The sequence below is a fragment of the Rhizobium sp. BR 315 genome (assembly GCF_050577975.1).
GTDB classification, from domain to species: domain Bacteria; phylum Pseudomonadota; class Alphaproteobacteria; order Rhizobiales; family Rhizobiaceae; genus Rhizobium; species Rhizobium miluonense.
The window spans coordinates 1-22544 of record NZ_JARWKZ010000008.1; the positions used below are offsets into that span (position 1 = coordinate 1).

The following is a 22544-nucleotide window of genomic DNA, read 5'->3' on the forward strand; positions in this document are numbered from 1 at the left end:
GTACAGGCCGGCGACGCGATCATGGATGAACGAGAAGTCGATCACCGCGTCGATCTTGCGAAGCAGGTGATCCCGGGGCACCAGACTGTCGAGCGTCACCATCTCGAGAGCCGTCTGTTCGGGAGCGGGTTTCTTCAACATGTCCCAGTGAATCATAAACCCCCAGCCAAGGCCAGGGGTTTGTCAGCAATCTGAGGCCGCGCCTGAGAGCGCGGCCTTTTTCATGTCATGCAGGTAGCAGGCCGTAACGCCATTTCCGATCCCTGGCATTGCGCGACAGCACCAGCCAGGTGAGCAGGATCATCCCCGCCTCCGCGAAGATCGGCGTCATCCAAATCCCGCGTTCGCCGAAGACGAGTGGCAGGAAAAATGTCAGCGGCAGGGTGAACAGATAGGACCGTGACAGACCGAAGATCGCGCCGCGTTTCGCATCGCCGATCGACTGGAAATAGGACGACAGGATGATCGCCTGACCGAACAGGAAATAGGCGCCGATCGTCCAGGGCAGGATGCGGCCCACTTCTTCGACAATCACCGGATCGGCCACGAAGATCGATCCCAGATGTCCCGCCAGCAACTCGACGGCAAGTTCGACGGCAGCGCAATAGACTAGAGCCGAGATCATGGCAATCAGCACGCTATGGCCGACGCGGGCGGGAAGTGCGGCACCATGATTATGACCCGATATGGTCTGCAGCCCGATGCTCAAGCCGAGAAGCGGCAGATAGGCGAAGGTCATCACTCGCGTCACGATCCCGTAGGCGCCGACGGTCGCGACGTAATCGCCCTGATGCCAGATCGACACGTTGAAGAGAATGGCAGCCGAGCTTAGCGAAATGCCGATGAAGCCGAGGCTCATCGGCGCGCCGAAGGCAAAGATACCGCGCCACTCGCGAACATGCAGCGCCTTGTCGACCCAGAGCCCGTTGGGCCGACGGAGACGATAGGCGATCACGATCGCTAGGCAGATGAACTGCGCCAGGATCGAACCACCGGCGGAGCCGACCACGCCCCAATGGGCGACGGCCATCATCAGCCAGTTCGCCAGAATGTTGAGCAGCGTCGAGGCGAGCGTCACCAGCGTCATGAAGCCGAGCTTTCCTTCGCAGCGCAGCCCATCGAGGTGCAGCGAGAGGAAAAAGCTGATCGGCGCGAAGGCGACCATGACGCCCATGAAGGCCTCGCCGGAGCGGGCGACCTCAGCGTTTCCGACCGCGGCCACGGAAATGAACTGCCGGGCTGCGAGCCAGTAGACGAGATTGATTATCACCACGACGGCGATCGCCAGCGTATGGGCTCCCGTGAACACGGACTTTGCCCCTTCGCGGTCTCCGGCCCCGAGACGGCGTGCGAGAATGCTTGCCATGCCGTTCGAAACCAGCGTCTGCAGCGCGACCAGCAGCATGAGCGCAGGGAAGATGAGGCTGACGGCCGAAATCGCGTCGGCTCCGACATAGACACCAAGGAAATAGGCGTCCACGACGGCAAAGAGGCCGCTGACGGTGGTGATGACAACGATCGGCGCGGCGGTTTTGATAAAGACGCCTGGCAGCCAGCCGGTGAGGAACATGTTGTTTTCAGTATGACGTGTCATGGTAGTATCCAGACGGAATCGCTCGTTATTGGCGAAGATAGAGATCTAGTGATGAAAGATGAATGTCAGATGTCGAGAATAAGATGCGGCACGCCGTTCGACGTCTTGCGCGGCGAAACCCCATCGGCATCGACCTGGGCGTTGATGCGCTGGCGGAATGCCGAGAAGCTCTCGAATTCGACCACGTCGACCGGCTCGTCGAAATGGATCGTTATCTTGTAGAGACCGCCGGATTTTGCCGACATCGCCAACACTTTGCCCGTGAACGGCTGGTTCAGATAGCGCCCGCGAACGGCGGAACCGACATCGAAGGGTGCATCGGGTCCGTCATTCGGTTTTGCCGCAAGCGCCGACAGCGTGTTCCAATCGCGCAGTCCATGTTGCTTGGCGATAAGTTCCAGCGCGGTGCTGTGGCTTATGTCGTCGCCGCGCTCGGCCATCGCCTGGCGCAGACGCCGGGCTTGAGCCTTCAATTCATCTATGGACGGATACGTCGTCATAGGATCAGCCTTTACTAAGGCACGCAATTACGACCGTGAAACGGGGCTCGCATTACCGTCAGTCAGCATGCCTTATGTGGCTGTGACCAAAACAGCGAGAACTTCACCTTGGATTTTCATCCGCGAGCGGCAGGCGTCTCGAACCGAGAGGCTATATGATCCAAGCCGATGCCACAGTCAAGATGCACCCAAATCGGCACAAATAGCGAACCCGTTAAAATTCTACCAATGCAATTGACGCTTCCGCAAAATCTCCGTGCAAGGTTCATGATGTAACCGAGATGAATTCGGTCTGTTCTTCAACAGGGAATGACAATGCTTCGCGCAACCCATCTGGCGAAAGTCAAATCCGAAGTCTATGAACGCAGCTGGGAACGGTTCTTCGTCCAGCGGCCTGCACGTCTCGTGGCGGTACGCCCGTGCCTCACCGGCATCTCCGTGCGCAGCGCCGAGATTATCGATATCTCGCGCGGCGGCGCCAGCTTTGTCGTCGGCACGACCGTCGGCCTGCCGAGCCATTACTATCTGAACATCCTCGGGCTCGCCTACCGCATCGCCTGCGCCGAGGTCAGCCGCAACGGCAACCGCGTCCATGTCCGCTTCATCAACCTGATCGAACCGGAAACATTGCGACGCGTCGTGCGTGCCGACTTCATGATCGGCAATGTCGAAGCGCTGGCTGCGCGGGGCAGAAGGCAGTAGGCAGCAGGCGCAATTCGGCGAGAGCCGGGAACACAGCTGGCGGCTGCGTTCGGATCTCTATTGGGCGAGCAGCTTTGCCGGCAGTGCGTAGGATGAGACCGCGGCAACAGCAATCAAGGTGACAAAGACACTCAAAGGCGCAAGGTGCGAATATTCGCGGTGGCGCAGGACGCTTAGCAGCGCAGCCGCAATGATTGCCGCGCCAAGTACCATCCCGGCCACGCGGCTGACAGGAAACGCAATCAGGGCGGCGCTGAATATCTCCAATCCACCGGCGACAATGCCCCACCAAGGCGGATAGCCCCAGCGAACAAAATCGTTTCGTGTCGCGGAGCTACGGATCGCGTTTGCAAGACCTGCACCAGAAAATGCGACAACCAAAAACCATATGGAAAGAATCTGAACCATCTCAATGCCCACCGATCAGCATGGGGATGGCAGCCAGGACCATGATCACCGCCGTAAGGCCGTGAATGCCGAAGGCGCTTTTGCTGGAGCCTTTCGCTGCAAGAATGAGCAGCATGTCGCCGATGGGGATAATCGCTTCGACCAGAAGGACGATAGCAATCTCCCGCTGAGTGCCCCACACCATAAATGCAAGCACGAGCAATCCCGCCGCGATGTCGCGAACTCCCTTGAGGCGTAGCCACCAAGGGATATTGGGGCCATCGTCAGGAAGCGGCAGGCCAAACCCGCGCGTTGTGGTCATTGGGCTCGCGATATAGCTGGTGCCGATTGCGATAATCGCCAGAGCCACAAGCAACCCGATCCCGTTAACAAGCCAGTACATTTTTGCAATTCTCCTAGCGTTGCAATATAATCTATCATTGCTAGACAATGGCCTAGCATTGCTAGATAGTCAAGCGGCGCTATAAACTCGGTGCATATTTGCCGTGCGGACATGGAGATTTTGGGATGAATGTCACAGACCGAAAAAGTCGAGAACGGGCCGAACGCGAAGATCGCATCGTTGCGGCAGCGCGTGCAATCGCGGAAAGCGAAGGATGGGATGCCGTTACCATTCGCCGCCTGGCCAACGAAATCGAATATAGCCAGCCCGTCCTCTATTCACATTTCGCGAGCAGGGATGCCATCGTTGCGGCAGTTGCCGTGGAAGGGTTCAAGGAGCTCGCAACCGTTCTTCGTACAGCAGTGGATGCGGCAGACGGACAACAAGACGCCCTCATGAGCGTTGCCACGGGCTATTTTACTTTCGCACTAAGTCGCCCAGCACTCTACGACGCCATGTTCATCTTGCCGACCCAATTGAAGTTCGCCGATGCTGAAACAAGAGCAGAACTCCGCGACGGTTTCGAAGCAATTACAGCGGTCGTGTCTCCGTTCTGCACTGATGTGGAGATCGTCACCGAGACTTTCTGGGCAGCGCTTCATGGGCTTGCCGAGCTTGAACGTTCAGGCCGCGTTAGGCCCGGCATGGATGACAAACGCATCGCACTTGTCGTCCAGGCGATCATCAACGCCGGGAGCGCCGGACCTAACTGAAGCTCATGTCATTCTGTCGCAGCGTGCCAAATGCCGCTATCCGGAAGCGGAGCTTTTCTGCTCTTGCAACCACCCGCCAAGCGCCTATTCTGCCGCACCCTGCAACTGAATTCGGGAAACAAAGCCAGCATGTCCGCCTTCTCGCGCTTCACACCGCTGATCAGCGCCCTGCCCTCCACCGTCCCTTTCGTCGGCCCCGAAGCGCTGGAGCGTCAGCGTGGGCTAACGGTCAAGGCCCGTATCGGCGCCAATGAAAACGGTTTTGGCCCTGCACCCTCCGTCATCGCGGCCATGGGCGAGCGGGCTGGTGATATCTGGATGTATAACGATCCGGAAAATTTCGAGCTGAAGCAGGCGCTCGCGGCGCATCTCGGCGTACAGGCGGCCAATATCGCCGTCGGTGAGGGCATCGACAGTCTGCTCGGCCTGATCACCCGTATGGTCATCGAGCCGGGCACGCCGGTCGTCACCTCGCTCGGCGGCTATCCCACTTTCAATTTCCATGTCGCCGGCTTTGGCGGCCGCCTCGTTACCGTGCCTTATGTCAATGACCGCGAGGATCTCGATGGGTTGCTCGAGGCCGTGAAGCGCGAGAATGCGCCGCTCGTCTATTTCGCCAATCCCGACAATCCGATGGGAAGCTGGTGGGATGCCGAAAAGGTCGTCGCCTTTGCCCGCGCGCTGCCGGAAAACTGCCTGCTGATCCTCGACGAAGCCTATAGCGAAACCGGACCGGCAAGTTCGCTGCCGGCGATCTTAGACATGATCGACCTGCCGAATGTATTGCGCACCCGCACCTTCTCCAAGGCCTACGGCCTCGCCGGCGCCCGCGTCGGTTATGTCATCGGCGCACCCGAGACGGTGCTCACCTTCGACAAGATCCGCAACCATTTCGGCATGAACAGGCTCGCGACCGTAGCGGCCCTCGCTGCCCTGAAGGATCAAGCCTATCTCACCGAAGTGGTCGGCAAGATTCAGGCCGCGCGCGAGGTCATCGGGACGATAGCCCGCGACAATGGGTTGCTGCCGCTTGCCTCCGCCACGAACTTCGTCGCCATCGATTGCGGAAGGGACGGCGTCTATGCCCGTGCCATCGTCGACGGGTTGATCCAGCACGGCGTCTTCATCCGCATGCCCGGAATAGCCCCGCTCAACCGGTGCATCCGCGTCAGCGTTGGGCCGAAGCAGGATCTGGATCTCTTGGCCGAAGCGCTGCCACAGGTGCTGAAAGCGATCGGCTAGAACGGTTCAGCGTTTCACGGAAGCGCTAAACCGTTCCAGCTCCTTGTTTTGCGCAATTCCGGACGAAAAACCGCTGCGCACTTTTCCTGGAATTGCTCAAGCCACAAACGACGAAACCGCGCCAGCCTTGTTCCGGCTGGTCGCGGTTTTCATCATTCGGCGGGTCGCCTCTCCGTCGGCCGCCGACATCCCCTCCTTCGAGGTCAGTCTTCAGGTCGCGTTCTTTGCGGCACGCCTCAGTGCGTCGTCATCCACTCGCGGGCGGCGCGGAGCGCGGTAGCGAGCTGCATCTTGGTCAAGGTCGCGGCGACGTCGGCACGAAGCTCGGCGGCCCGCGCGCTGCCACGGATGGCAGCGATATTCAACCATTTATGGGCGGCAACGAGATCTGCGGAGCAGCCCCGGCCAGTCGCGTAGTTCACGCCCAGTTCGCAAAGGGCATCGGCGCTGTTGCCACCCAACATGGCCATTTCAGACATCGGTGTTTCGAAGCGTGCCATCGGTTTTGTCCCTGTTTACTTTCGTTCGTATCTGCCCTGTTTTCCGTCCGAACCTTGCCGTCGTTCGCGGCTTTCCGGTTCTTCCGGTCGGCGGGTTTGCCCCGCTCGTTTGATGGGTTCACTATCGCAGGCGGCTTTCAAAAAACGGCTAAAATGCATGCTTAATTCGATGCAAACAAAGTACAAATGCTTGGTAAACTTGGGATTTTGTTAAACATCACTTCCCTTGCAAATTAAGGATTTTCAAGCGAGCTTTACCTCTTGTTAGGATCTGGATTTAAACCCTTCCTTCACCACGAAAAAGCTGCAGTAATCGGATGCGATGTTTTTCGACAAGGCGCTGAGGCGGCAAAACAGGGAATTTGCGCTTGGAAACCGTATTTACCTTTACGTTCGCGTCAGATAATCTCACGCCGTTTCCCGCCGTTGAACCGGCAAGTGCCTGGGGAGGAGCAATAATATGATCCGTGTAACCATTCTTGCCGCGGCGCTGTTTGTCAGCGCAGGCACCGCTTTCGCCGACGAACCGATCGTCGGCAACTGGAAGACCGTTGCTGGCGATACCGCCGTCATCGCGCCCTGCGGCGACAGCTATTGCGTCACGCTGAAAACAGGCAAATATGCCGGCAAACAGATCGGCAAGATGCAGGGCAAAGGCGGAAGCTATACGGGCGAGCTCACCGACCCATCCGAGGACAAGACCTATAGCGGCTCCGGCACGGTGAGCGGCAATACGGTCAGGATGAAGGGCTGCGTTCTGAAGGTATTCTGCAAGTCGCAGACATGGACGAGGCTTTAAAGAGCACGCAGCCTAAGAAAACATGCCGCTCTATTCCTGCCCGCTACCCTTCGGGCAGGCTTTTTGTTGTTCGTTGATGCCGGCGAATGCGCAATCAAGTCTGATAAGATTCATGAACGCTGGATGAACCGGTATCTCAGCACCCGTTCAGCCTGACCATGGCAAAACAGTGTCCAGTATAGGGCACGGATAGGGCCAGGACCATGGACTCGATCATCATCGCACGCCGTTTTGTCGTCATCATGCTGTTTGCCGCCGTCTTCGCATTCAGCTTTTCGGTTGCCGTCGAACATGCCGGCCGCAGCGGCGCACAATCGCATTTCGGCGCAAGCTTCACCTGCTTGCAGACCGGCGCTCCCTATTGCACGACCGTGCAGTAAGCAAACGCCTCGCCGCACGCGGATGGCCGCGTGTGGATATGATTGCAAAATAGCTGAGAAAATCCGGAGCCGTCTTCCGCAACGTCGTTTGCTTGTTATCAACGACACTCTATAATGGCTCATGAGCAACCGAATCTCTTCTTTTTCGCCCCTCGACATTTCCTCCCCCATCCCGTTCCAGCCGCGGACCTTCGATGATCCGGGCAAAGCCGTCGAAGCGCTGACGGAGCTTTACGAACGCAATACCGCGTTCCTGATCGACAATTTCACCAAGCTTGCCCAGGGTGAGCCGATCACGGCGCGCTATCGCGCCTTCTATCCGCAGGTCAGCATCGAGACGACGAGCTTCGGCCATGTCGATTCGCGCCTTTCCTACGGCCATGTCACGGCACCCGGCGTCTATACGACAACCATCACCCGCCCGCAGCTCTTCAAGCATTATCTCAAGGAGCAGCTGACGCTCCTGATGCGCAGCCACAAGGTTCCGGTGGTCGTGTCGGAATCGAACACGCCGATCCCGCTGCATTTCGCCTTCGGCGAAGGAGCCCATGTCGAAGCCTCCGTCGCGGCCTTCGAGGATATTCCGCTGCGCGATCTCTTCGATACGCCTGACCTGAACACCACGGACGACGAGATCGCCAACGGCGAATATATCCCGCCGCCGGGCGAGCCCTCGCCGCTTGCCCCGTTCACGGCACAGCGCATCGACTATTCGCTGGCCCGCCTCGTCCACTACACGGCGACCAGCGCGTCGCATTTCCAGAATTTCGTGCTGTTCACGAACTACCAGTTCTATATCGACGAATTCTGCAAGTGGGCGCGCGACCTGATGGCCAGCGGCGGAGACGGCTATACCGAATTCGTCGAGCCCGGCAACATCATCACCAAGGCCGGCTCCAGCCAGCCCGAGGGCGATGTGACCGCGCCGCGGCTGCCGCAGATGCCTACCTACCATCTGAAGAAGAAGGGCCATGCCGGCATCACCATGATCAACATCGGCGTCGGCCCCTCCAACGCCAAGACGATCACCGACCACGTTGCCGTGCTTCGCCCGCATGCCTGGCTGATGCTAGGCCATTGCGCCGGTCTGCGTAATAGCCAGCGTCTCGGCGACTATGTGCTTGCCCATGCCTATATGCGCGAAGACCACGTTCTCGACGACGACCTGCCGGTTTGGGTGCCGATCCCGGCTCTGGCCGAAGTGCAGGTGGCGCTGGAAGCGGCCGTTGCCGAAATCACCGGCTATGAGGGCTTCGAGCTAAAGCGCATCATGCGCACGGGCACCGTCGGCACCATCGACAACCGCAACTGGGAACTGCGCGACCAGGCAGGCCCGGTCAAGCGACTGTCTCAGGCTCGCGCGGTCGCGCTCGACATGGAATCGGCAACGATCGCCGCCAACGGCTTCCGTTTCCGCGTTCCCTACGGCACGCTGCTCTGCGTTTCGGACAAGCCGCTGCATGGCGAGCTGAAGCTGCCGGGCATGGCGACCGCCTTCTATCGCACCCAGGTGAACCAGCATCTGCAGATCGGCATCCGCGCCATCCAGAAGCTGGCAGCCATGCCGCCGGAAACGCTGCATTCGCGCAAGCTACGCAGCTTCTTCGAGACGGCGTTCCAATAAACGCTGGGGCTTTCGCCCTATTGCCCGTCAGCGGGCACTGAAACTATCTTGGCAGCGGCCGCAACTTGCGGCCGTTCGTCGTTTGGCTGCGCACCCAAACTGAGGCACAGGATCAGCAGGGCAAAGCCCGCAAATCCGATCCAGATGCGGTAAACGACCCTTCCCACATCCGCCGCCTCAAGCAGTTCCTCTTCCGATAGAGTCTTCCTTTGCCAGTAATGTACGATTGCGGCTTCCAGACTGTACATTTCCGTCTCTCCTTGTCGTGTTGACGGAACTGGTCGGCCGGCGACGGGCTTTTTCGACAGCGATCGAAATTTTTGCCATGCTGCGGATCGGGATGTCGATTTGCGCGCGAACCACTCGTCTAGGGCCGTCAGCAAATTGAAAGAGGAGACGCTGCGATGAAATATCTCTGCCAGGTCTGGTTCGATGGCACGAGGCTCGACCTCATGACCAAAGAGCAAAAGCACAAGCTCGATTCGGATTCGCTCGGCTACGACCGCGATCTGATGGCGAGCGGCCATATGATCCTTGCCGAGGCGCTGCAATCGCCAAAATCCGCAGTGACGGTGCGGGTCCGCAATGGCGAGACGTCGGTGACCGACGGCCCCTTCATCGAAACCAAGGAATATCTCGGCGGCTTCATCTTGATCGAGGCAAAGGACCTGAACGATGCGATCCGCGTCGCCGCCGGCATTCCGCTCGCCAAGCTCGGCGCCATCGAGGTGCGGCCGATCTATTCCTTCGGCCCTGACGTTTGAGGAGGCTGCGATGAGGTTTCTTTGCCAGGTCTGGTTCGAGACCGCCGAGATCGCCAAGCTTTCCGAAGGGGAAGGACGAAAGCTGACGCAGGATTCGATCGACAACGATAACCGGCTGCGCGAAAGCGGCCATATCATCGTCGCCAATGCCTTGCGCGAACCGCAGGCCGCCAGAACGGTTCGGGTGCGCCGGGACGAAGCCGCGGTCACCGACGGTCCCTTCGCCGAAATGAAAGAGCATCTCGGCGGCTTCGTGTTGATCGAGGCACGGGACATGGAGGAAGCGACTGAAATCGCCGCCACCTTCCCCGTCGCGCACTATGGCATGATCGAGGTGCGCGCCGCCTACGACATACGCTTTCCGGACCAATAGCTGAGAAAGGAAAACACATGCGGTTTCTATGCCTGATCTACACATCCATCGACGTCGACGGACGACTGGACCAAAGCGAGATGAACCATCTGATCGGCGAGCATTTCGTCTATGACGAGGGATTGCGGCAGGACGGCACCCTGATCGTTTCGGATGCACTGGAACTCCGAAACAAATCGATCGTCATCCGGCCGGATGGAGACGCGTTTTCTGTTACAGACGGGCCATTCGTGGAGACGAAGGAATATCTGGCCGGTTTCTATCTTATCGATGCCCCTGATCTGGAAAGCGCGACGGCCATTGCCAAGCGCATTCCCTCGGTGCGTTACGGTGCGATCGAGATCCGTCCGGTGCGCACCCTGACCCTTCGGGGAGACCTAGCGGGGAACCGTTGACGCCGTGTCGCTGAACCAGACCATCGACGGCATCTATCGCAGCCATTCGCGCCGCGTGCTGGCAACGCTGATCCGCATGCTCGGCGATTTCGACCGGGCCGAGGAAGCGCTCCACGACGCCTTTGCGGCGGCGGCGCAGCAATGGACTGACGAGACGATCCCGGCCAATCCCTATGCCTGGCTAGTCTCCGCCGGCCGCTTTCGCGCCATCGACCATATCAGGCGGCGATCGCGCTTCGACACGGCCCGCTCCGATATTGCCGGCAGCCTTTATCCGGAGGGAGAGGCGATGGAGACATTGGAACATGAAGAAATCGAAGACGACATGCTGCGGCTGATCTTCACCTGCTGCCATCCCCTCGTGCCAGCCGAGGCGCGCATGGCGATGGCGCTGCGTGAAGTCTGCGGGCTGACGACGGAAGAGATCGCCCACGCCTTCCTGATCCCGGCGCCGACCGTCGCCCAACGCATCGTTCGCGCCAAGAACCGCATCCGCGCCGCCCATATTCCCTATGAAGTGCCCGGCAAGATCGAACTGCCAGAGCGGCTGGCGCAGGTGCTGCATGTCATCTACCTCGTCTTCAATGAGGGCTATTCGGCGTCCTCCGGCTCTGCGATCGTGCGCGCCGATCTTGCCGCGGAAGCCATTCGGCTCGGCAGGCTTTTGCTGCAGCTCTTGCCGGATCCGGAGGTCGAAGGGTTGCTTGCGATCATGCTGCTGCAGGATTCACGGCGTCTTGCGCGCACCGATGCATCAGGCAATCTGGTGCTGCTTGTCGATCAGGATCGCGCGCTCTGGGATCGCAGCCAGATCCGCGAGGGTCTGGTGCTATCGGCGAGAGCAATGGCGGCGGAGAGCGTCGGCAGCTATGCGCTGCAGGCCGCGATCGCAGCGGAACATGCCCGAGCCGTGACCGCTGACGATATCGACTGGCGGCAACTGGTGATGCTCTACGACCTGCTCTTGACGGCGAGCCCCTCGCCGGTGATCGAGCTCAATCGAGCGGTCGCCGTCTCCATGCGCGACGGTCCGGCGGTGGCCCTTTCCATCGTCGACGGGCTGCTGCAAGAGGAGCGTATGGCGCGGTATCACCTGACCCATGCCGCGAAAGCCGATTTCCTGAGGCAACTCGGCCGGTCGGACGAGGCGCGGCAATCCTACGAAAGGGCGCTATCGCTCTGCCAGCAGGCACCGGAACAAGCATTCCTGCGCAAGCGGTTGGCAGAGCTTGACGTGGCTGCCCGGCAATAGATGAATCAGGCTCGTTTGCGCGAGACAAGCAATCCAATCGCGGTTCCCGTCAGCGCCGACACCACGATCAGCAGGTGGGCATTGATGCTGGCCTGCGCGAGGTTTTCGATTGCCTCTTTCGCGCTCGAGGCACCGAAGGCCATGGCGCCGGCAGTGATACCGGCCGGATAGGTGCCGACGCCGCCCGGCGCATGCACCGGCAGGACGGATGACAATTCGCCACCGAGCGCGCCGCCGAAGCTTGCCGAAAGCGGGGTGACATTCATGAGGCCGAGCGCCCAGGCTAGCACCACGACCTTGACCAACCAGTTGACGACGGTCATCAGCCAGGCGCGCGCAAAGGCGCGGGCATCGACCGGCAGGCCGCGCTCCAGCTCGTGCACCAGCCCCTGCGCCTTCTTCGGCAGGATGCGGGCGGCGAGCCTGATCAGCGGCCGGCGGGAGATAAAGCCCGTGACCGGGAGGAGCAGGAAGGCCGCCCATACGATCCAGGCAAGAACACGATAGGGCGAGGCAAGCGCAAGGCCGACACCGGCCGCGGCCAGCAGCGCGTGCAGATCGAGCAGCCGCATGACGAAAAGGGCCGATGTGCCACGCGCAAGAGGAATGCCGAATTCGGAGCGCATCAGCACCGGGAAGCTGGTCTCGCCCGTGCGGAAAGGCATCATGATATTCAGCAGGTTATGGACCTGCGTGACGCGGAATAGCGCTGTGAAGCGGCCGGTCGTTTCCTTCGGGAAGTAGTCGTAGATGCGCCATGTGCGCAGAAAGTAGGTGCCGGTCAGAAGGGCGAGCGCCAGAAGGATCGGCAGCGCGCCGACCTTGCTCCATTGCGCCAGGATGGAACTCCACCCCCAGAACCATTCGATGAAAGCGGCATAAGCCACGACAACGGCGAGGGTCAGCAGCATCATTCGGTTGCGAATAAACCAATTCTGTCGGCTGGCCACCATGGGAGTCTTCATGTAGTTAGGGCACCCAAATGCGAGCGGAGACTTCAAACCGGACTTTTCGCTCGTTTCGTCCGGCAGGTTCTGTCGGTCTTTTAGGAGAAAGAAGTGTTGCAGACAACGGCAGAGTCGCCCCTCCCCCAGGCCGATGCGGCAGACCCTCTAGAGCTTTCGCTGGTCGTACCCGTCTTCAACGAGGAAGAAAGCGTCGGACCGCTGATCGAGCGTATCTGTTCGGCGATGACCGGTTTTACCAAACCCTGGGAGCTGATCCTCGTCGATGACGGCAGCACGGACGCGACGCTCGCCAACGCGCGCCGGTCGCTGACGCGCGAGGGGCTGATCCTGCGCATCGTCGAACTACAACGCAATTTCGGTCAGACGGCAGCTATGCAGGCAGGCATCGATGCCGCCAACGGCCGCCTCATCGCCACCATGGACGGCGATCTGCAGAACGACCCGAAGGATATTCCCTCGATGGTCGAGGAGCTGGAGCGGCGGCAGCTCGACCTGCTCGTCGGCTGGCGCAAGAACCGCCAGGACGGGCTTCTGCTGCGCAAGATCCCCTCATGGTGCGCCAATTACCTGATCGGCCGCATTACCGGCGTCAAGCTGCACGATTATGGCTGCAGCCTGAAAATCTATCGCGCTTCGATCATCAAGCAGGTCAAGCTGATGGGCGAGATGCACCGCTTCATCCCCGCCTGGGTTGCCGGCGTCGTGCCGAGCTCGCGCATCGGCGAAGTGCCCGTCACCCACCACGCGCGCCAGCACGGCACATCGAAATACGGGATCTCGCGCACCTTCCGCGTCATTCTCGATCTGCTGTCGGTGATGTTCTTCATGCGCTACAAGGCGCGGCCGGGGCATTTCTTCGGCTCGCTCGGCCTCGGGCTCGGCGCGCTCGCAGCGATTATCCTGTTCTGGCTCTTCATCGACAAGTTCATCTTCGGTGACGATATCGGCAGCCGTCCGCTGTTGATGGTCGGCGTCGTGCTGCTGCTGTCGTCCGTTCAGATGATCACCACCGGTATTCTCGCCGAAATGATCGCGCGTATCTATTATCGCGACGATCTTTCGCCGAACTACATCGTGCGCAAGATCTTCGATCGCGAACATCAGGACACCTAAGCTTCCAGCCTGAACGCCGGGCTACCGGCTTCGTGATCGTACCCTCCGTGCGCCTTCCCATGGCGCACGGGTATCGTTGAAGCGAAACGCCGCAGGCAGCGCCGTTTACGAGCGCACGTCGGCCCAAATGACATCAAGCGCCTGCCGCGCGATGCGGACCATCGTATCCACTTCCTCATGACTGATGACGAGCGGCGGCGAGGCCAGCATTCGGTCGCCGGTCGCTCGCAGCACGAGGCCATTCGCCAAGGCATGATTGCGCACGGCCGAGCCTATCGCATCCGGCTTCTCGAAGCGGCGGCGGGTGGATTTATCGGCCGCAAGCTGCAATGCGCCCATGAGACCAATACTGACGGCTTCGCCGACCATGTCGTGATCCGCGAGGCTGCCCCAGGCCTTGGCGAAGTAAGGGCCGATGTCGTCGCGAACGCGCTCGACCAGCCGCTCCTCCTCGATGATCCTCAAATTCTCCAGAGCGGCAGCCGCGCAAACCGGATGGCCGGAATAGGTGAAGCCGTGATTGAATTCTCCGACCTCGTTGATCAGCACGTCGGCGATGCGGTCGCTGACGAGCACGCCACCGATCGGCAGATAGCCGGAGGAAAGTCCCTTGGCGATCGGCGCAAGGTCGGGCCCGACGCCGAAATGCTGATGGCCGAACCATGAGCCGAGACGACCGAAGCCGCAGATGACCTCGTCACTCACGAGAAGAATGTTCCTCGCCTTGCAGATGCGCGCGATCTCAGGCCAGTAGGTGGAGGGCGGGATGATGACGCCGCCTGCCCCTTGCAAGGGCTCTGCGATGAAAGCGGCGACATTGTCCTCGCCCAATTCATCGATCTTCTCTTCCAGTTCGCGGGCAACCTTGAGGCCGAATTCCTCCGGCGAAAGATCGCCGCCCTCTGCATACCAGTAGGGCTGGCCGATATGGGCGATCCCAGCTATCGGCAGATCACCCTGCTCATGCATATATTTCATGCCGCCCATGCTGGCGCCGGCGACGGTCGAGCCGTGATAGCCGTTCTTGCGGGCAATGATGGTCTTCTTCGTCGGCTTGCCCACGGCGCCCCAATAAACCCGCGCCATGCGGAACCAGGTATCGTTGGCCTCGGAGCCGGAATTGGTGAAGAACACATGGTTGAACTGCGGCCCGGCATGGGCGCAGACCTTTTCGGCGAGCAGCGTCGCAGGAGTCGTCGTGGTGCCGAAGAAGGTGTTGTAATAGGGCAGCTCGTTCATCTGCCTGAGAACGGCGTCGGCGATTTCCGTGCGGCCATAACCGATGTTCACGCACCAGAGGCCGGCAAATCCATCGAGGTACTTCCGCCCTTCCGCATCAAAAATATAGACGCCCTCGCCGCGCTGGATGACGCGGGCACCCTCGGCATTGAGCTTGCGCATATCTGCAAAGGGGTGGAGGTGATGGGCGGCATCGAGGGCGGCGAGATTGGAGCGGCTTGGTGTGTCGGTCATGGCGTATTCGAACCCTCTTTGAATTGGTGCCTGTCAGGCAGGTCCTCCGACGCCGCGATTCTTGGCATGGCCCCTCACCCCAGCCCTCTCCCCGTCGAACGGGGAGAGGGAGTTTTCGCGCCACGTGCCGTTTTGAGCGAGGCTGGGCAACGGAGTGTCCCCTCTCCCCGCCCATGCGGGGAGAGGGTTAGGGTGAGGGGCCTGGCGCGAAGCCGCAGCGTAGCCAGACTTGACTGAAAGCTATCTTGGTTTACGACCATGCCGTGAACATTGGGGGTTTACAAGAGCATGCCGGCCGACAACGCAACCGAAGGTAACGCGCGCATCGAGGTGCTGATATCGGACATGAACGGCCGACTCAGGGGCAAGCAGATCCCGATTGCGGCCGAAAAGAAGGTCTGGTCCGGCGCGGTGCGGTTGCCGACCTCGACGCAATCGCTCGACATCTGGGGTGACGACAATGACGACATTACCGGCCTGTCGCTGACGATCGGTGATCCGGACGGGACCTGCGTTGCGGACGAGCGCACGCTCGCCGACATGCCCTGGGCTCCGGCGGGGTCGAAGCAGGTGCTGGCCACCATGCATGAACTCGACGGCAGTCCGAGCTTTCAGGACCCGCGCGCCATTCTTGCTGCCGTGGTCGACCGTTACAAGGCGCTCGGCCTGACGCCCGTCATCGCGACCGAACTGGAATTCTATCTGCTCGCCGGAGACTGGCGCGAAAGAGGCATCCCCTCGCCGCCTGCGGCATTGACCTACCAGGGCGAACCGAACGGCTTTCAGCTCTACGACATGGATGCCGTCGATCTCCTCGACAACTACCTCGAAACGCTACGCAGCTATGCGCGGACACAAGGGTTGCCGGCGGATGCGACGACGGCGGAATTCGGCCCGGGCCAATTCGAAGTCAACCTGCTGCATCGCCCGGACGCGCTGGCCGCCGCCGACGACTGCATCATGCTGAAGCGCGTGGCCGAACAGGCTGCCCGCAAGCATGGCCTGAAATCGACCTGCATGGCCAAGCCCTATACAGAGCATGCCGGCTCGGGACTGCATGTCCACGCCAGCATCATCGACGCTCAGGGCGGCAATGTCCTCGATGCCGCAGGCGGCGAGCCGAGGAAGCTGAAGTCGATCTGCGCCGGGCTGCTGCAGACGCTGCAGGACGCGCAGCTGGTTTTCGCGCCCTATGCCAATTCCTATCGCCGTTTCCAGCCGGGCTCGTTCGCCCCTGTCGACCTGACCTGGGGCTTCGGCCATCGCGGCACCGCCGTCCGGATTCCCGAAAAAGACGGACCGGGCGCACGCGTCGAGCACCGCGTCGCCGGCGCCGACGCCAATCCCTATCTGATGCTGGCGGCGATCCTCGGCGGCATGCTGCTCGGCCTGGAGAACGACCTCGATCCCGGTGAGGAGACGACCCCGGCTTACGTGCCGACGGATGCGCCAAGGCTGACGCATGACTTCCTGACCGCCGTCGAGCGCTTCCGCACCTCGGCCTTCATCGCCGATATTTTCGGGGAACGATATCAGCGGCTTTACGGCGATACGAAACGCAAGGAAGCGATCCGCTATCTGCGCAGCGTTTCGGATTTCGATTACAGGACCTATCTGCCCCGCCTTTGAGCGTGTCAGATAGCGACGCTATCGACAGCGCCCTCGCGCTCTACCTTGACGGCGGTCCCTTGCCTGACCATGACCCTAAGCTCGCCGGGATGCACCTTGAGCGTCACGTCACGCTCGAGCGGCAGCAACTCGCCATCCATGACGCAATTTGAGAGATGGCGCAGCTTCGGGAAGTGCAGGTGCACCTCCGGCGCATGCATGACCATGACATCGGCATTGTCGCGGACCCGGCCGCGCAGCATGTCGAACGCAAGGCGGGCGACACCGAGTGGCCGCAAGGGTTTTGCCGTGTAAAAGCCCAGCTCACCGCTGCGCAGACTATCGGCATAAAGCAGCGCATTCGCTCCAAAGGGATTGTTGGAGACGGAGATCGCCGAGACATGCCGGCGCTCGTGAATGCCGCCAGCCTCGAAATCAACATCGAATTCCGGCGGATTGGCAATAACACCGAAGGCCGCGCGGGTGCTCGCCGACATCTTTCCGAGGCGCGAGCGATAGGTATAGCCGTTGCGATATCGCACCATGCGCGCATGCAGGCCGGCGGAAAACTGGTGCACGAAGGCGCGGCCGTTGGCGCTGCCGATATCGACATTGTCCACCTCGCCCGTCGCCAGCACGCCTAGCGTCTGCCAGATGTCGAGCGGCAATCGCAGCGAACGGGCAAAGAGGTTCATGGTGCCAGCTGGAATGACGCCGAGGGCGACACCGTTCTTCCAGGCGATCGCAGCCGCGGCCGAAATCGTGCCATCCCCGCCGCCGGCGATAATTCCGTCAATGTCATCGCGCCGCGCCGCGCGCTCCATTGCCGATACGATATCTCGTCCAGCCACGATGACAGCTTCGAAATCATGGCCGGCATCATGGAAGACCTGTTCCGCCCTTTGTTGGTAGGCAGCCATGTCGGTCGTCCGGAAAGTACCGCCATCACGATTGAAGAAGCCGATCAATCTCATTCAGGCTCTCGGTTTTCCGCAAATTGTGTTTCCTTGGGGAGCTGATGCCCCCGTGCGCTTTCTGTCAGATGGTTTCGAACGATGCGATTTCAAGCATTGCAACCGCTCTAACCACCCGGAACCGGCGCTTACTTATGCGGTGTGCGACGTGCTGCGCTGCAAAAAATGCACGCGACAGAAATCTCGACTTTGTTGATACTATGAATTCGGGCATGTCCATGCCCCTTCAGTCCTTTCATCTGCCATGCTGTATCGAATGCCGGGTTCCGGCCTCGCTGCACGGTTCGTGGCGTCCAAGCCGCTTTGCCGCCCAAGGAGTTTTCGTGAGCGATATTGCCGTCGAGGCCCTCGATACCCAAACCTCCCTGGAAACACCGTCACGCACCGCCATCGCGCTGGTGACATTGGCTCTGGCAGTCGGCAGCTTCGGCATCGGCACGGGCGAATTCGTCATCATGGGGCTTCTGCCTGAGGTCGCCGATACCTTCGGCGTCACCACGCCGGAAGCGGGCCATGTCATCAGCGCTTATGCACTCGGCGTCGTCGTCGGCGCGCCGATTATTGCCGTGCTCGCCGCCAAGATGGCGCGTCGCACGCTGCTGCTGCTAATGATGGCGCTCTTTGCCGCCGGCAATATTTCCAGCGCGTTTGCGCCGACCTTCGAGAGCTTCACAGTATTGCGCTTCATCACCGGGCTGCCGCACGGCGCCTATTTCGGTGTTGCAGCGCTCGTTGCCGCTTCCATGGTGCCGGTCCACCGCCGCGTCCGGGCCGTCGGCCAGGTCATGCTCGGCCTGACCACCGCCACGCTGATCGGCACGCCGATCGCCACCTATCTCGGCCAGCTTCTCGAGTGGCGCGCTGCCTTCATGATGGTCGGCGGTGTCGGCCTCGTCACCATGCTTCTCATCGCCCTCTTCCTGCCAAAGGACAAGGTCGAGGAAGGCGCCAGCATCACCCGTGAGCTGGGTGCGCTCAAGCGCATTCAGGTCTGGCTGTCGCTTGGCGTTGCCGCCATCGGCTTCGGCGGCATGTTTTCCATCTTCAGCTATGTCGCGACGACCACGACCCAGGTGGCAGGCCTCGGCTCCGCCATGGTGCCAGTCGTGCTTGCGCTGTTCGGCATCGGCATGAATGTCGGCAACATCGTCGGTTCGCGTCTCGGCGACATCTCGATCAAGGGAACGATCGGCGGCATGATGGTTTTCAACATCATCATCATGACGCTCTTCTCACTGACGGCTGCCAATCCCGTCATGCTCTGCATCTGCGTCTTCCTGATCGGCTGCGGCTTCGCCGCCTGCCCGGCTGTGCAGACCCGGCTGATGGACGTGGCAGCTGATGCGCAGACGCTGGCCGCCGCCTCCAATCACTCCGCCTTCAACATCGCCAATGCGCTCGGCGCCTGGCTCGGTGGCCTGGTGATTTCATGGGGCTTCACGGCGGCAGCGACCGGCTATGTCGGCGCAGTTCTTTCCGTCGGTGGTCTTGCCGTCTTTGCCCTTTCAGTTAGCCTGGAGCGCCGCACCGGTCACGCATGAGGCCAGCTGCTGGCGGCCGTCGTGGCAGAATACATTCTCTTCGCCCCATACGGCCATGGCCTTGATGATCGGCCCCAGGCTGGCGCCCAGCGGCGTCAGAGCATAATCGACGCGCGGCGGCACCACTGGAAAGACGGTGCGTGATACCAGCCCGGACTCTTCCAACTCCCGCAGCTGCTTTGTCAGCATGCGCTGCGTCACCGACGGCAATTTGCGGCGGATCTCGTTGAAGCGCAGCGTTCCCTCCATCAGGTGAAACAGGATCACGCCCTTCCATTTGCCGTCGAGCAGGCTCAACGTCGCCTCGACCGGACATCCCGGAAAATTCCTGACAAGTTTGGAGCGGGGAACCGACATCGACAGTATCCTTTTTGTACCTACGTACAGAAATTGTGCATTCTTGCGCCTTCCGACGATAATGCGCATCTAGCCTCTGTGCAACAAACCGAGGAGCCTCCCCCATGCGCGCAGTCGCCTACAAGCAACCACAGCCCATTTCCGCAGAAACATCCCTGATCGACGTCGAACTGCCGATCCCCGAAGCAAAGGGCCGTGATCTGCTCGTCGAAGTGAAGGCGGTTTCGGTCAATCCCGTCGATGTCAAAGTCCGCGCCAACGTCGCCCCGAGCGAAGGCGAATACAAGATCCTTGGCTGGGACGCGGCCGGCATCGTCAAGGCGGTCGGTCCAGAGGTCACCATGTTCGAGCCGGGAGACGAAGTCTTCTACGCAGGCGCCATCAACCGCGGCGGTTCAAACGCCGAATTCCATCTTGTCGACGAACGCATTGTCGGCGCCAAGCCGAAGAGCCTTAATTTTCCGGCTGCTGCCGCATTGCCGCTGACCTCGATCACGGCCTATGAGACGCTGTTCGACCGCCTGAAGATTCAGGATCCCGTTCCCGGCGCAGCCAATACCATCCTCATTATCGGCGGCGCTGGCGGCGTCGGATCGATTGCCATCCAGATCGCACGCGCCCTGACCGACCTCACCATCATCGCAACGGCATCCCGACCGGAAACGCAGGCCTGGGTCAAGGAGCTGGGCGCGCATCACGTCATCGACCATTCGAAGCCGCTTGCGCCACAGATCGAGGCACTAGGCATCGGCGCACCGGCCTTCATCTTCTCCACGACGAATACCACCGACCATATCGCATCTATCGTCGACGCCATCGCGCCCCAGGGCCGGTTCGCTCTGATCGACGATCCGAAGACGCTCGATGTCGTGCCCTTCAAGCGCAAGGCAGTGTCGATCCATTGGGAGCTGATGTTCACACGCCCCCTCTTCAACACGGCCGACATGATCGAGCAGCACAAGCTGCTGACCAAGGTCGCCGAATTGGTTGACGCCGGCAAGATTCGCTCGACGCTGACCGAGACGGCTGGCACGATCAACGCCGCCAATCTGAAGAAGGCGCATGCCCTCGTCGAGACCGGCAAAATGAAAGGCAAGATCGTTCTGGCGGGTTTCTGAAAGACGGAAATTCACAACAATTCGGGCCGGATGCAAAACATCCGGCCATTGCATTTTGACAGATCCACACCCCAGAATGTTGCATCGCACAAATTTCAGCCGCCTAAGCAAGTTTTTCTTGCGACATCGGGCCTTAAACTGCTTCCACCTCTTGACTTTTTATGCCTTCGGCGCGACTTCTCCGCACATGGGGAACAGCGTTTTTTCCATGCCGATTAACCGGAGCCATCTTTCGATGCCTAGCGACAGTAGTAGTCGATTGCCTTTGCCGTCAGTAGCATTCGTGCACTAACCGACTCCTGTCGGCTCGCCACGATCCGCTACGACGGCGGATCGACTGGAAAGGCGAGCTATAATGAATATCAACAGCTTTCCCATGCGGGCTGGCAATGCCGCTCGCGCCTTTATCAATAACAACCGCGGCGTGACCATCGCGGAACGTGTCGAGTCCTTGAATGTGCTCGATGCGGCCGAAGCCGCAAGCATCCTCGCCAAAATGCCGGAAGAGCGCGCCGTGCGCATTCTCGACCGGCCGGAACTGCGCAACGCACCCGCCATTCTCGAGGTCATGGGCAATGCAGACGCCTCTCGGCTGCTGCATGGCATGTCCAACGACCGCGTCGCAGACGTGTTGCTCGAGATGGATGTCGAGGTACGCGCCCGGCTCTTCGCCACCTTCGACGAACATACCCGGCAGGCGATCCAGGGCCTGATGGGCTATCCGCCGCGCACGGCCGGCGGCATCATGACGACGGAATTCGTCAGCGTATCGGCAAGCTGGACGGTTGCGCAGACGCTCGACCATGTTCGCCAGGTCGAGCGCTCCCGCGAAACGGTCTACGCCATCTATGTGCTCGATGACGAGACGCATGTGCTGCAGCGTGTCGTGACGCTGCGCCGTCTGATCACCGGCGAGCCCGATGCCTGTATTCTGACCGTGGCACAGAAGGGCACGCCGGTCACGGCGCCGCCGCTGATGAAGCAGGAGGACGTTGCCCGTCTGATCCGACGCCACGATCTGCTGGCGCTTCCTGTTGTCGACGACAAGGGCCATATGCTCGGCATCGTCACCGTCGACGATGTGATCGATACGATGATCGCCGATACGACCGAAGACGCCCAGAAGTTCGGCGGCATGGAAGCCCTCGGACAGCCCTATATGAAGATCAGCTTTGGCGGCATGATCCGCAAGCGCGCCGGCTGGCTCGCAGCCCTCTTCCTCGGCGAGATGCTGACGGCGAGCGCCATGCAGCACTTCGAAGGCGAGCTGGAGAAGGCCGTGGTGCTGACCTTGTTCATCCCGCTGATCATGAGCTCCGGCGGCAATTCCGGTTCGCAGGCAACGTCACTGATCATCCGGGCGCTGGCGCTCGGCGAACTGAAGCTTTCGGACTGGTGGCGCGTGGCGCTGCGCGAACTGCCGACCGGCATCGTGCTCGGCGCTATCCTCGGCCTCGTCGGCTTCACCCGTATCGTAGCCTGGCAGAGCCTCGGCCTCTTCGACTACGGCCAGCACTGGCAGCTGGTCGGTTTTACCGTCTTCGCAGCCCTGATCGGCATCGTGACCTTCGGCTCGCTCGCCGGCTCGATGCTGCCGTTCATCCTGCAGAAGCTGCGGCTTGACCCCGCCAGCGCATCGGCACCCTTCGTCGCGACGCTGGTCGATGTTACCGGCCTGGTGATCTACTTCTCTGTGGCACTGCTGATCCTCAGCGGCACGATGCTCTGAGGACAACGAACATTTCTATGGCGAGGGGCCGGCGA

Annotated in this window: 25 protein-coding genes and 1 pseudogene; 15 read left to right on the plus strand and 11 right to left on the minus strand. The window is 60.7% G+C overall.

The annotated features are described in order from the left end of the window. From QD409_RS11025 to QD409_RS11035, 3 genes and pseudogenes are all read right to left on the minus strand, one after another. A pseudogene (locus QD409_RS11025) lies at nt 1-141 on the minus strand (IS5/IS1182 family transposase); the annotation flags it as partial. Nucleotides 142-226: 85 nt separating this feature from the next. Continuing rightward, on the minus strand, nt 227-1594 hold the full coding sequence (locus tag QD409_RS11030; protein ID WP_092845681.1) for an MATE family efflux transporter: 1368 nt from the start codon (nt 1592-1594) through the stop codon (nt 227-229). A 65-nt stretch (nt 1595-1659) separates the two neighbouring features. Next, nucleotides 1660-2094: a glyoxalase superfamily protein gene (locus QD409_RS11035; RefSeq protein ID WP_092845683.1), complete on the minus strand. Its 435-nt coding sequence runs from the start codon at nt 2092-2094 to the stop codon at nt 1660-1662. 309 nt (nt 2095-2403) lie between these two features. On the opposite strand from QD409_RS11035, the gene QD409_RS11040 reads away from it, so the two are divergent. Further along, entirely contained in the window at nt 2404-2796 is a 393-nt protein-coding gene (locus QD409_RS11040) for a PilZ domain-containing protein (RefSeq protein WP_167667932.1), read from the plus strand. A 57-nt stretch (nt 2797-2853) separates the two neighbouring features. Here the strand turns inward: QD409_RS11040 and QD409_RS11045 are convergent, their stop codons facing one another. Both QD409_RS11045 and QD409_RS11050 read right to left on the minus strand, forming a co-directional pair. Beyond that, nucleotides 2854-3204: a DoxX family protein gene (locus QD409_RS11045; protein WP_092845687.1), complete on the minus strand. Its 351-nt coding sequence runs from the start codon at nt 3202-3204 to the stop codon at nt 2854-2856. 1 nt (nt 3205) lies between these two features. Then, entirely contained in the window at nt 3206-3586 is a 381-nt protein-coding gene (locus tag QD409_RS11050) for a DUF4267 domain-containing protein (protein ID WP_092845689.1), read from the minus strand. A 125-nt stretch (nt 3587-3711) separates the two neighbouring features. On the opposite strand from QD409_RS11050, the gene QD409_RS11055 reads away from it, so the two are divergent. After that, nucleotides 3712-4299: a TetR/AcrR family transcriptional regulator gene (locus QD409_RS11055; RefSeq protein ID WP_092845691.1), complete on the plus strand. Its 588-nt coding sequence runs from the start codon at nt 3712-3714 to the stop codon at nt 4297-4299. A 129-nt stretch (nt 4300-4428) separates the two neighbouring features. Next, nucleotides 4429-5541 carry a pyridoxal phosphate-dependent aminotransferase gene (locus tag QD409_RS11060; protein WP_092845693.1) on the plus strand — a complete coding sequence of 371 codons (1113 nt, stop codon included), beginning with the start codon at nt 4429-4431 and terminating at the stop codon, nt 5539-5541. Between the two features lie 236 nt (nt 5542-5777). Here QD409_RS11060 and QD409_RS11065 read toward each other — a convergent pair whose 3' ends face one another. Beyond that, nucleotides 5778-6041: a sel1 repeat family protein gene (locus QD409_RS11065; protein WP_004121770.1), complete on the minus strand. Its 264-nt coding sequence runs from the start codon at nt 6039-6041 to the stop codon at nt 5778-5780. A gap of 460 nt (nt 6042-6501) precedes the next feature. On the opposite strand from QD409_RS11065, the gene QD409_RS11070 reads away from it, so the two are divergent. From QD409_RS11070 to QD409_RS11080, 3 genes are all read left to right on the plus strand, one after another. Further along, entirely contained in the window at nt 6502-6840 is a 339-nt protein-coding gene (locus QD409_RS11070) for a DUF2147 domain-containing protein (RefSeq protein WP_092845695.1), read from the plus strand. A 203-nt stretch (nt 6841-7043) separates the two neighbouring features. Beyond that, a complete protein-coding gene (locus tag QD409_RS11075) occupies nt 7044-7220 on the plus strand; it encodes a hypothetical protein (RefSeq protein ID WP_167667933.1) in 177 nt (58 codons plus the stop codon). A 121-nt stretch (nt 7221-7341) separates the two neighbouring features. Continuing rightward, entirely contained in the window at nt 7342-8844 is a 1503-nt protein-coding gene (locus tag QD409_RS11080; protein ID WP_430762743.1) for an AMP nucleosidase, read from the plus strand. A 17-nt stretch (nt 8845-8861) separates the two neighbouring features. On the opposite strand, the gene QD409_RS11085 is transcribed toward QD409_RS11080, so the two are convergent. After that, on the minus strand, nt 8862-9092 hold the full coding sequence (locus tag QD409_RS11085; RefSeq protein ID WP_092845699.1) for a hypothetical protein: 231 nt from the start codon (nt 9090-9092) through the stop codon (nt 8862-8864). Between the two features lie 156 nt (nt 9093-9248). Here QD409_RS11085 and QD409_RS11090 point away from each other — a divergent pair, with 156 nt between their 5' ends. The 4 genes from QD409_RS11090 to QD409_RS11105 are packed head-to-tail and all read left to right on the plus strand — an operon-like array spanning nt 9249 to nt 11628. Further along, nucleotides 9249-9608, plus strand: a complete 360-nt coding sequence (locus QD409_RS11090) for a YciI family protein (RefSeq protein WP_430762744.1) — start codon at nt 9249-9251, stop codon at nt 9606-9608. A 10-nt stretch (nt 9609-9618) separates the two neighbouring features. After that, on the plus strand, nt 9619-9981 hold the full coding sequence (locus QD409_RS11095) for a YciI family protein (protein WP_430762745.1): 363 nt from the start codon (nt 9619-9621) through the stop codon (nt 9979-9981). Nucleotides 9982-9998: 17 nt separating this feature from the next. Continuing rightward, nucleotides 9999-10376 carry a YciI family protein gene (locus QD409_RS11100; RefSeq protein ID WP_430762746.1) on the plus strand — a complete coding sequence of 126 codons (378 nt, stop codon included), beginning with the start codon at nt 9999-10001 and terminating at the stop codon, nt 10374-10376. Nucleotides 10377-10386: 10 nt separating this feature from the next. Then, nucleotides 10387-11628: an RNA polymerase sigma factor gene (locus tag QD409_RS11105; RefSeq protein ID WP_430762784.1), complete on the plus strand. Its 1242-nt coding sequence runs from the start codon at nt 10387-10389 to the stop codon at nt 11626-11628. Nucleotides 11629-11633: 5 nt separating this feature from the next. Here QD409_RS11105 and QD409_RS11110 read toward each other — a convergent pair whose 3' ends face one another. Beyond that, entirely contained in the window at nt 11634-12593 is a 960-nt protein-coding gene (locus QD409_RS11110; protein WP_430762747.1) for a lysylphosphatidylglycerol synthase domain-containing protein, read from the minus strand. A gap of 96 nt (nt 12594-12689) precedes the next feature. Between QD409_RS11110 and QD409_RS11115 the strand changes: the two genes are divergently transcribed. Continuing rightward, nucleotides 12690-13709 (plus strand): glycosyltransferase family 2 protein, encoded by a 1020-nt coding sequence (locus QD409_RS11115; RefSeq protein WP_430762785.1) that lies wholly within the window; start codon nt 12690-12692, stop codon nt 13707-13709. 105 nt (nt 13710-13814) lie between these two features. Here QD409_RS11115 and QD409_RS11120 read toward each other — a convergent pair whose 3' ends face one another. Further along, on the minus strand, nt 13815-15182 hold the full coding sequence (locus QD409_RS11120) for an aspartate aminotransferase family protein (RefSeq protein WP_430762748.1): 1368 nt from the start codon (nt 15180-15182) through the stop codon (nt 13815-13817). A gap of 288 nt (nt 15183-15470) precedes the next feature. Here QD409_RS11120 and QD409_RS11125 point away from each other — a divergent pair, with 288 nt between their 5' ends. Then, on the plus strand, nt 15471-16811 hold the full coding sequence (locus QD409_RS11125; RefSeq protein WP_430762749.1) for a glutamine synthetase family protein: 1341 nt from the start codon (nt 15471-15473) through the stop codon (nt 16809-16811). Nucleotides 16812-16816: 5 nt separating this feature from the next. Here the strand turns inward: QD409_RS11125 and QD409_RS11130 are convergent, their stop codons facing one another. Continuing rightward, nucleotides 16817-17764: a diacylglycerol/lipid kinase family protein gene (locus QD409_RS11130; protein WP_430762750.1), complete on the minus strand. Its 948-nt coding sequence runs from the start codon at nt 17762-17764 to the stop codon at nt 16817-16819. A 323-nt stretch (nt 17765-18087) separates the two neighbouring features. Between QD409_RS11130 and QD409_RS11135 the strand changes: the two genes are divergently transcribed. Beyond that, a complete protein-coding gene (locus tag QD409_RS11135; RefSeq protein ID WP_430762751.1) occupies nt 18088-19305 on the plus strand; it encodes an MFS transporter in 1218 nt (405 codons plus the stop codon). On the opposite strand, the gene QD409_RS11140 is transcribed toward QD409_RS11135, so the two are convergent. After that, complete coding sequence (locus QD409_RS11140) at nt 19270-19662, minus strand: winged helix-turn-helix transcriptional regulator (protein ID WP_092845715.1); 393 nt, start codon at nt 19660-19662, stop codon at nt 19270-19272. The two genes, QD409_RS11135 and QD409_RS11140, sit on opposite strands and share 36 nt — an antisense overlap. 104 nt (nt 19663-19766) lie before the next feature. On the opposite strand from QD409_RS11140, the gene QD409_RS11145 reads away from it, so the two are divergent. Next, nucleotides 19767-20780, plus strand: coding sequence for a zinc-binding alcohol dehydrogenase family protein (locus QD409_RS11145; RefSeq protein ID WP_430762752.1), 1014 nt, complete (start codon nt 19767-19769; stop codon nt 20778-20780). 355 nt (nt 20781-21135) lie between these two features. Then, nucleotides 21136-22509 (plus strand): magnesium transporter, encoded by a 1374-nt coding sequence (gene mgtE / locus QD409_RS11150; protein ID WP_092845719.1) that lies wholly within the window; start codon nt 21136-21138, stop codon nt 22507-22509. Nucleotides 22510-22544: the final 35 nt, after the last annotated feature.

Bases quoted from the DNA above. Each gene is read 5' to 3' on its own strand.
- QD409_RS11030 (WP_092845681.1), bottom strand. From the start codon at position 1,594: ATGACACGTCATACTGAAAACAACATGTTCCTCACCGGCTGGCTGCCA.
- QD409_RS11035 (WP_092845683.1), bottom strand. From the start codon at position 2,094: ATGACGACGTATCCGTCCATAGATGAATTGAAGGCTCAAGCCCGGCGT.
- QD409_RS11040 (WP_167667932.1), top strand. From the start codon at position 2,404: ATGACAATGCTTCGCGCAACCCATCTGGCGAAAGTCAAATCCGAAGTC.
- QD409_RS11045 (WP_092845687.1), bottom strand. From the start codon at position 3,204: ATGGTTCAGATTCTTTCCATATGGTTTTTGGTTGTCGCATTTTCTGGT.
- QD409_RS11050 (WP_092845689.1), bottom strand. From the start codon at position 3,586: ATGTACTGGCTTGTTAACGGGATCGGGTTGCTTGTGGCTCTGGCGATT.
- QD409_RS11055 (WP_092845691.1), top strand. From the start codon at position 3,712: ATGAATGTCACAGACCGAAAAAGTCGAGAACGGGCCGAACGCGAAGAT.
- QD409_RS11060 (WP_092845693.1), top strand. From the start codon at position 4,429: ATGTCCGCCTTCTCGCGCTTCACACCGCTGATCAGCGCCCTGCCCTCC.
- QD409_RS11065 (WP_004121770.1), bottom strand. From the start codon at position 6,041: ATGGCACGCTTCGAAACACCGATGTCTGAAATGGCCATGTTGGGTGGC.
- QD409_RS11070 (WP_092845695.1), top strand. From the start codon at position 6,502: ATGATCCGTGTAACCATTCTTGCCGCGGCGCTGTTTGTCAGCGCAGGC.
- QD409_RS11075 (WP_167667933.1), top strand. From the start codon at position 7,044: ATGGACTCGATCATCATCGCACGCCGTTTTGTCGTCATCATGCTGTTT.
- QD409_RS11080 (WP_430762743.1), top strand. From the start codon at position 7,342: ATGAGCAACCGAATCTCTTCTTTTTCGCCCCTCGACATTTCCTCCCCC.
- QD409_RS11085 (WP_092845699.1), bottom strand. From the start codon at position 9,092: ATGTACAGTCTGGAAGCCGCAATCGTACATTACTGGCAAAGGAAGACT.
- QD409_RS11090 (WP_430762744.1), top strand. From the start codon at position 9,249: ATGAAATATCTCTGCCAGGTCTGGTTCGATGGCACGAGGCTCGACCTC.
- QD409_RS11095 (WP_430762745.1), top strand. From the start codon at position 9,619: ATGAGGTTTCTTTGCCAGGTCTGGTTCGAGACCGCCGAGATCGCCAAG.
- QD409_RS11100 (WP_430762746.1), top strand. From the start codon at position 9,999: ATGCGGTTTCTATGCCTGATCTACACATCCATCGACGTCGACGGACGA.
- QD409_RS11110 (WP_430762747.1), bottom strand. From the start codon at position 12,593: ATGAAGACTCCCATGGTGGCCAGCCGACAGAATTGGTTTATTCGCAAC.
- QD409_RS11120 (WP_430762748.1), bottom strand. From the start codon at position 15,182: ATGACCGACACACCAAGCCGCTCCAATCTCGCCGCCCTCGATGCCGCC.
- QD409_RS11125 (WP_430762749.1), top strand. From the start codon at position 15,471: ATGCCGGCCGACAACGCAACCGAAGGTAACGCGCGCATCGAGGTGCTG.
- QD409_RS11130 (WP_430762750.1), bottom strand. From the start codon at position 17,764: ATGAGATTGATCGGCTTCTTCAATCGTGATGGCGGTACTTTCCGGACG.
- QD409_RS11140 (WP_092845715.1), bottom strand. From the start codon at position 19,662: ATGTCGGTTCCCCGCTCCAAACTTGTCAGGAATTTTCCGGGATGTCCG.
- QD409_RS11145 (WP_430762752.1), top strand. From the start codon at position 19,767: ATGCGCGCAGTCGCCTACAAGCAACCACAGCCCATTTCCGCAGAAACA.
- mgtE (WP_092845719.1), top strand. From the start codon at position 21,136: ATGAATATCAACAGCTTTCCCATGCGGGCTGGCAATGCCGCTCGCGCC.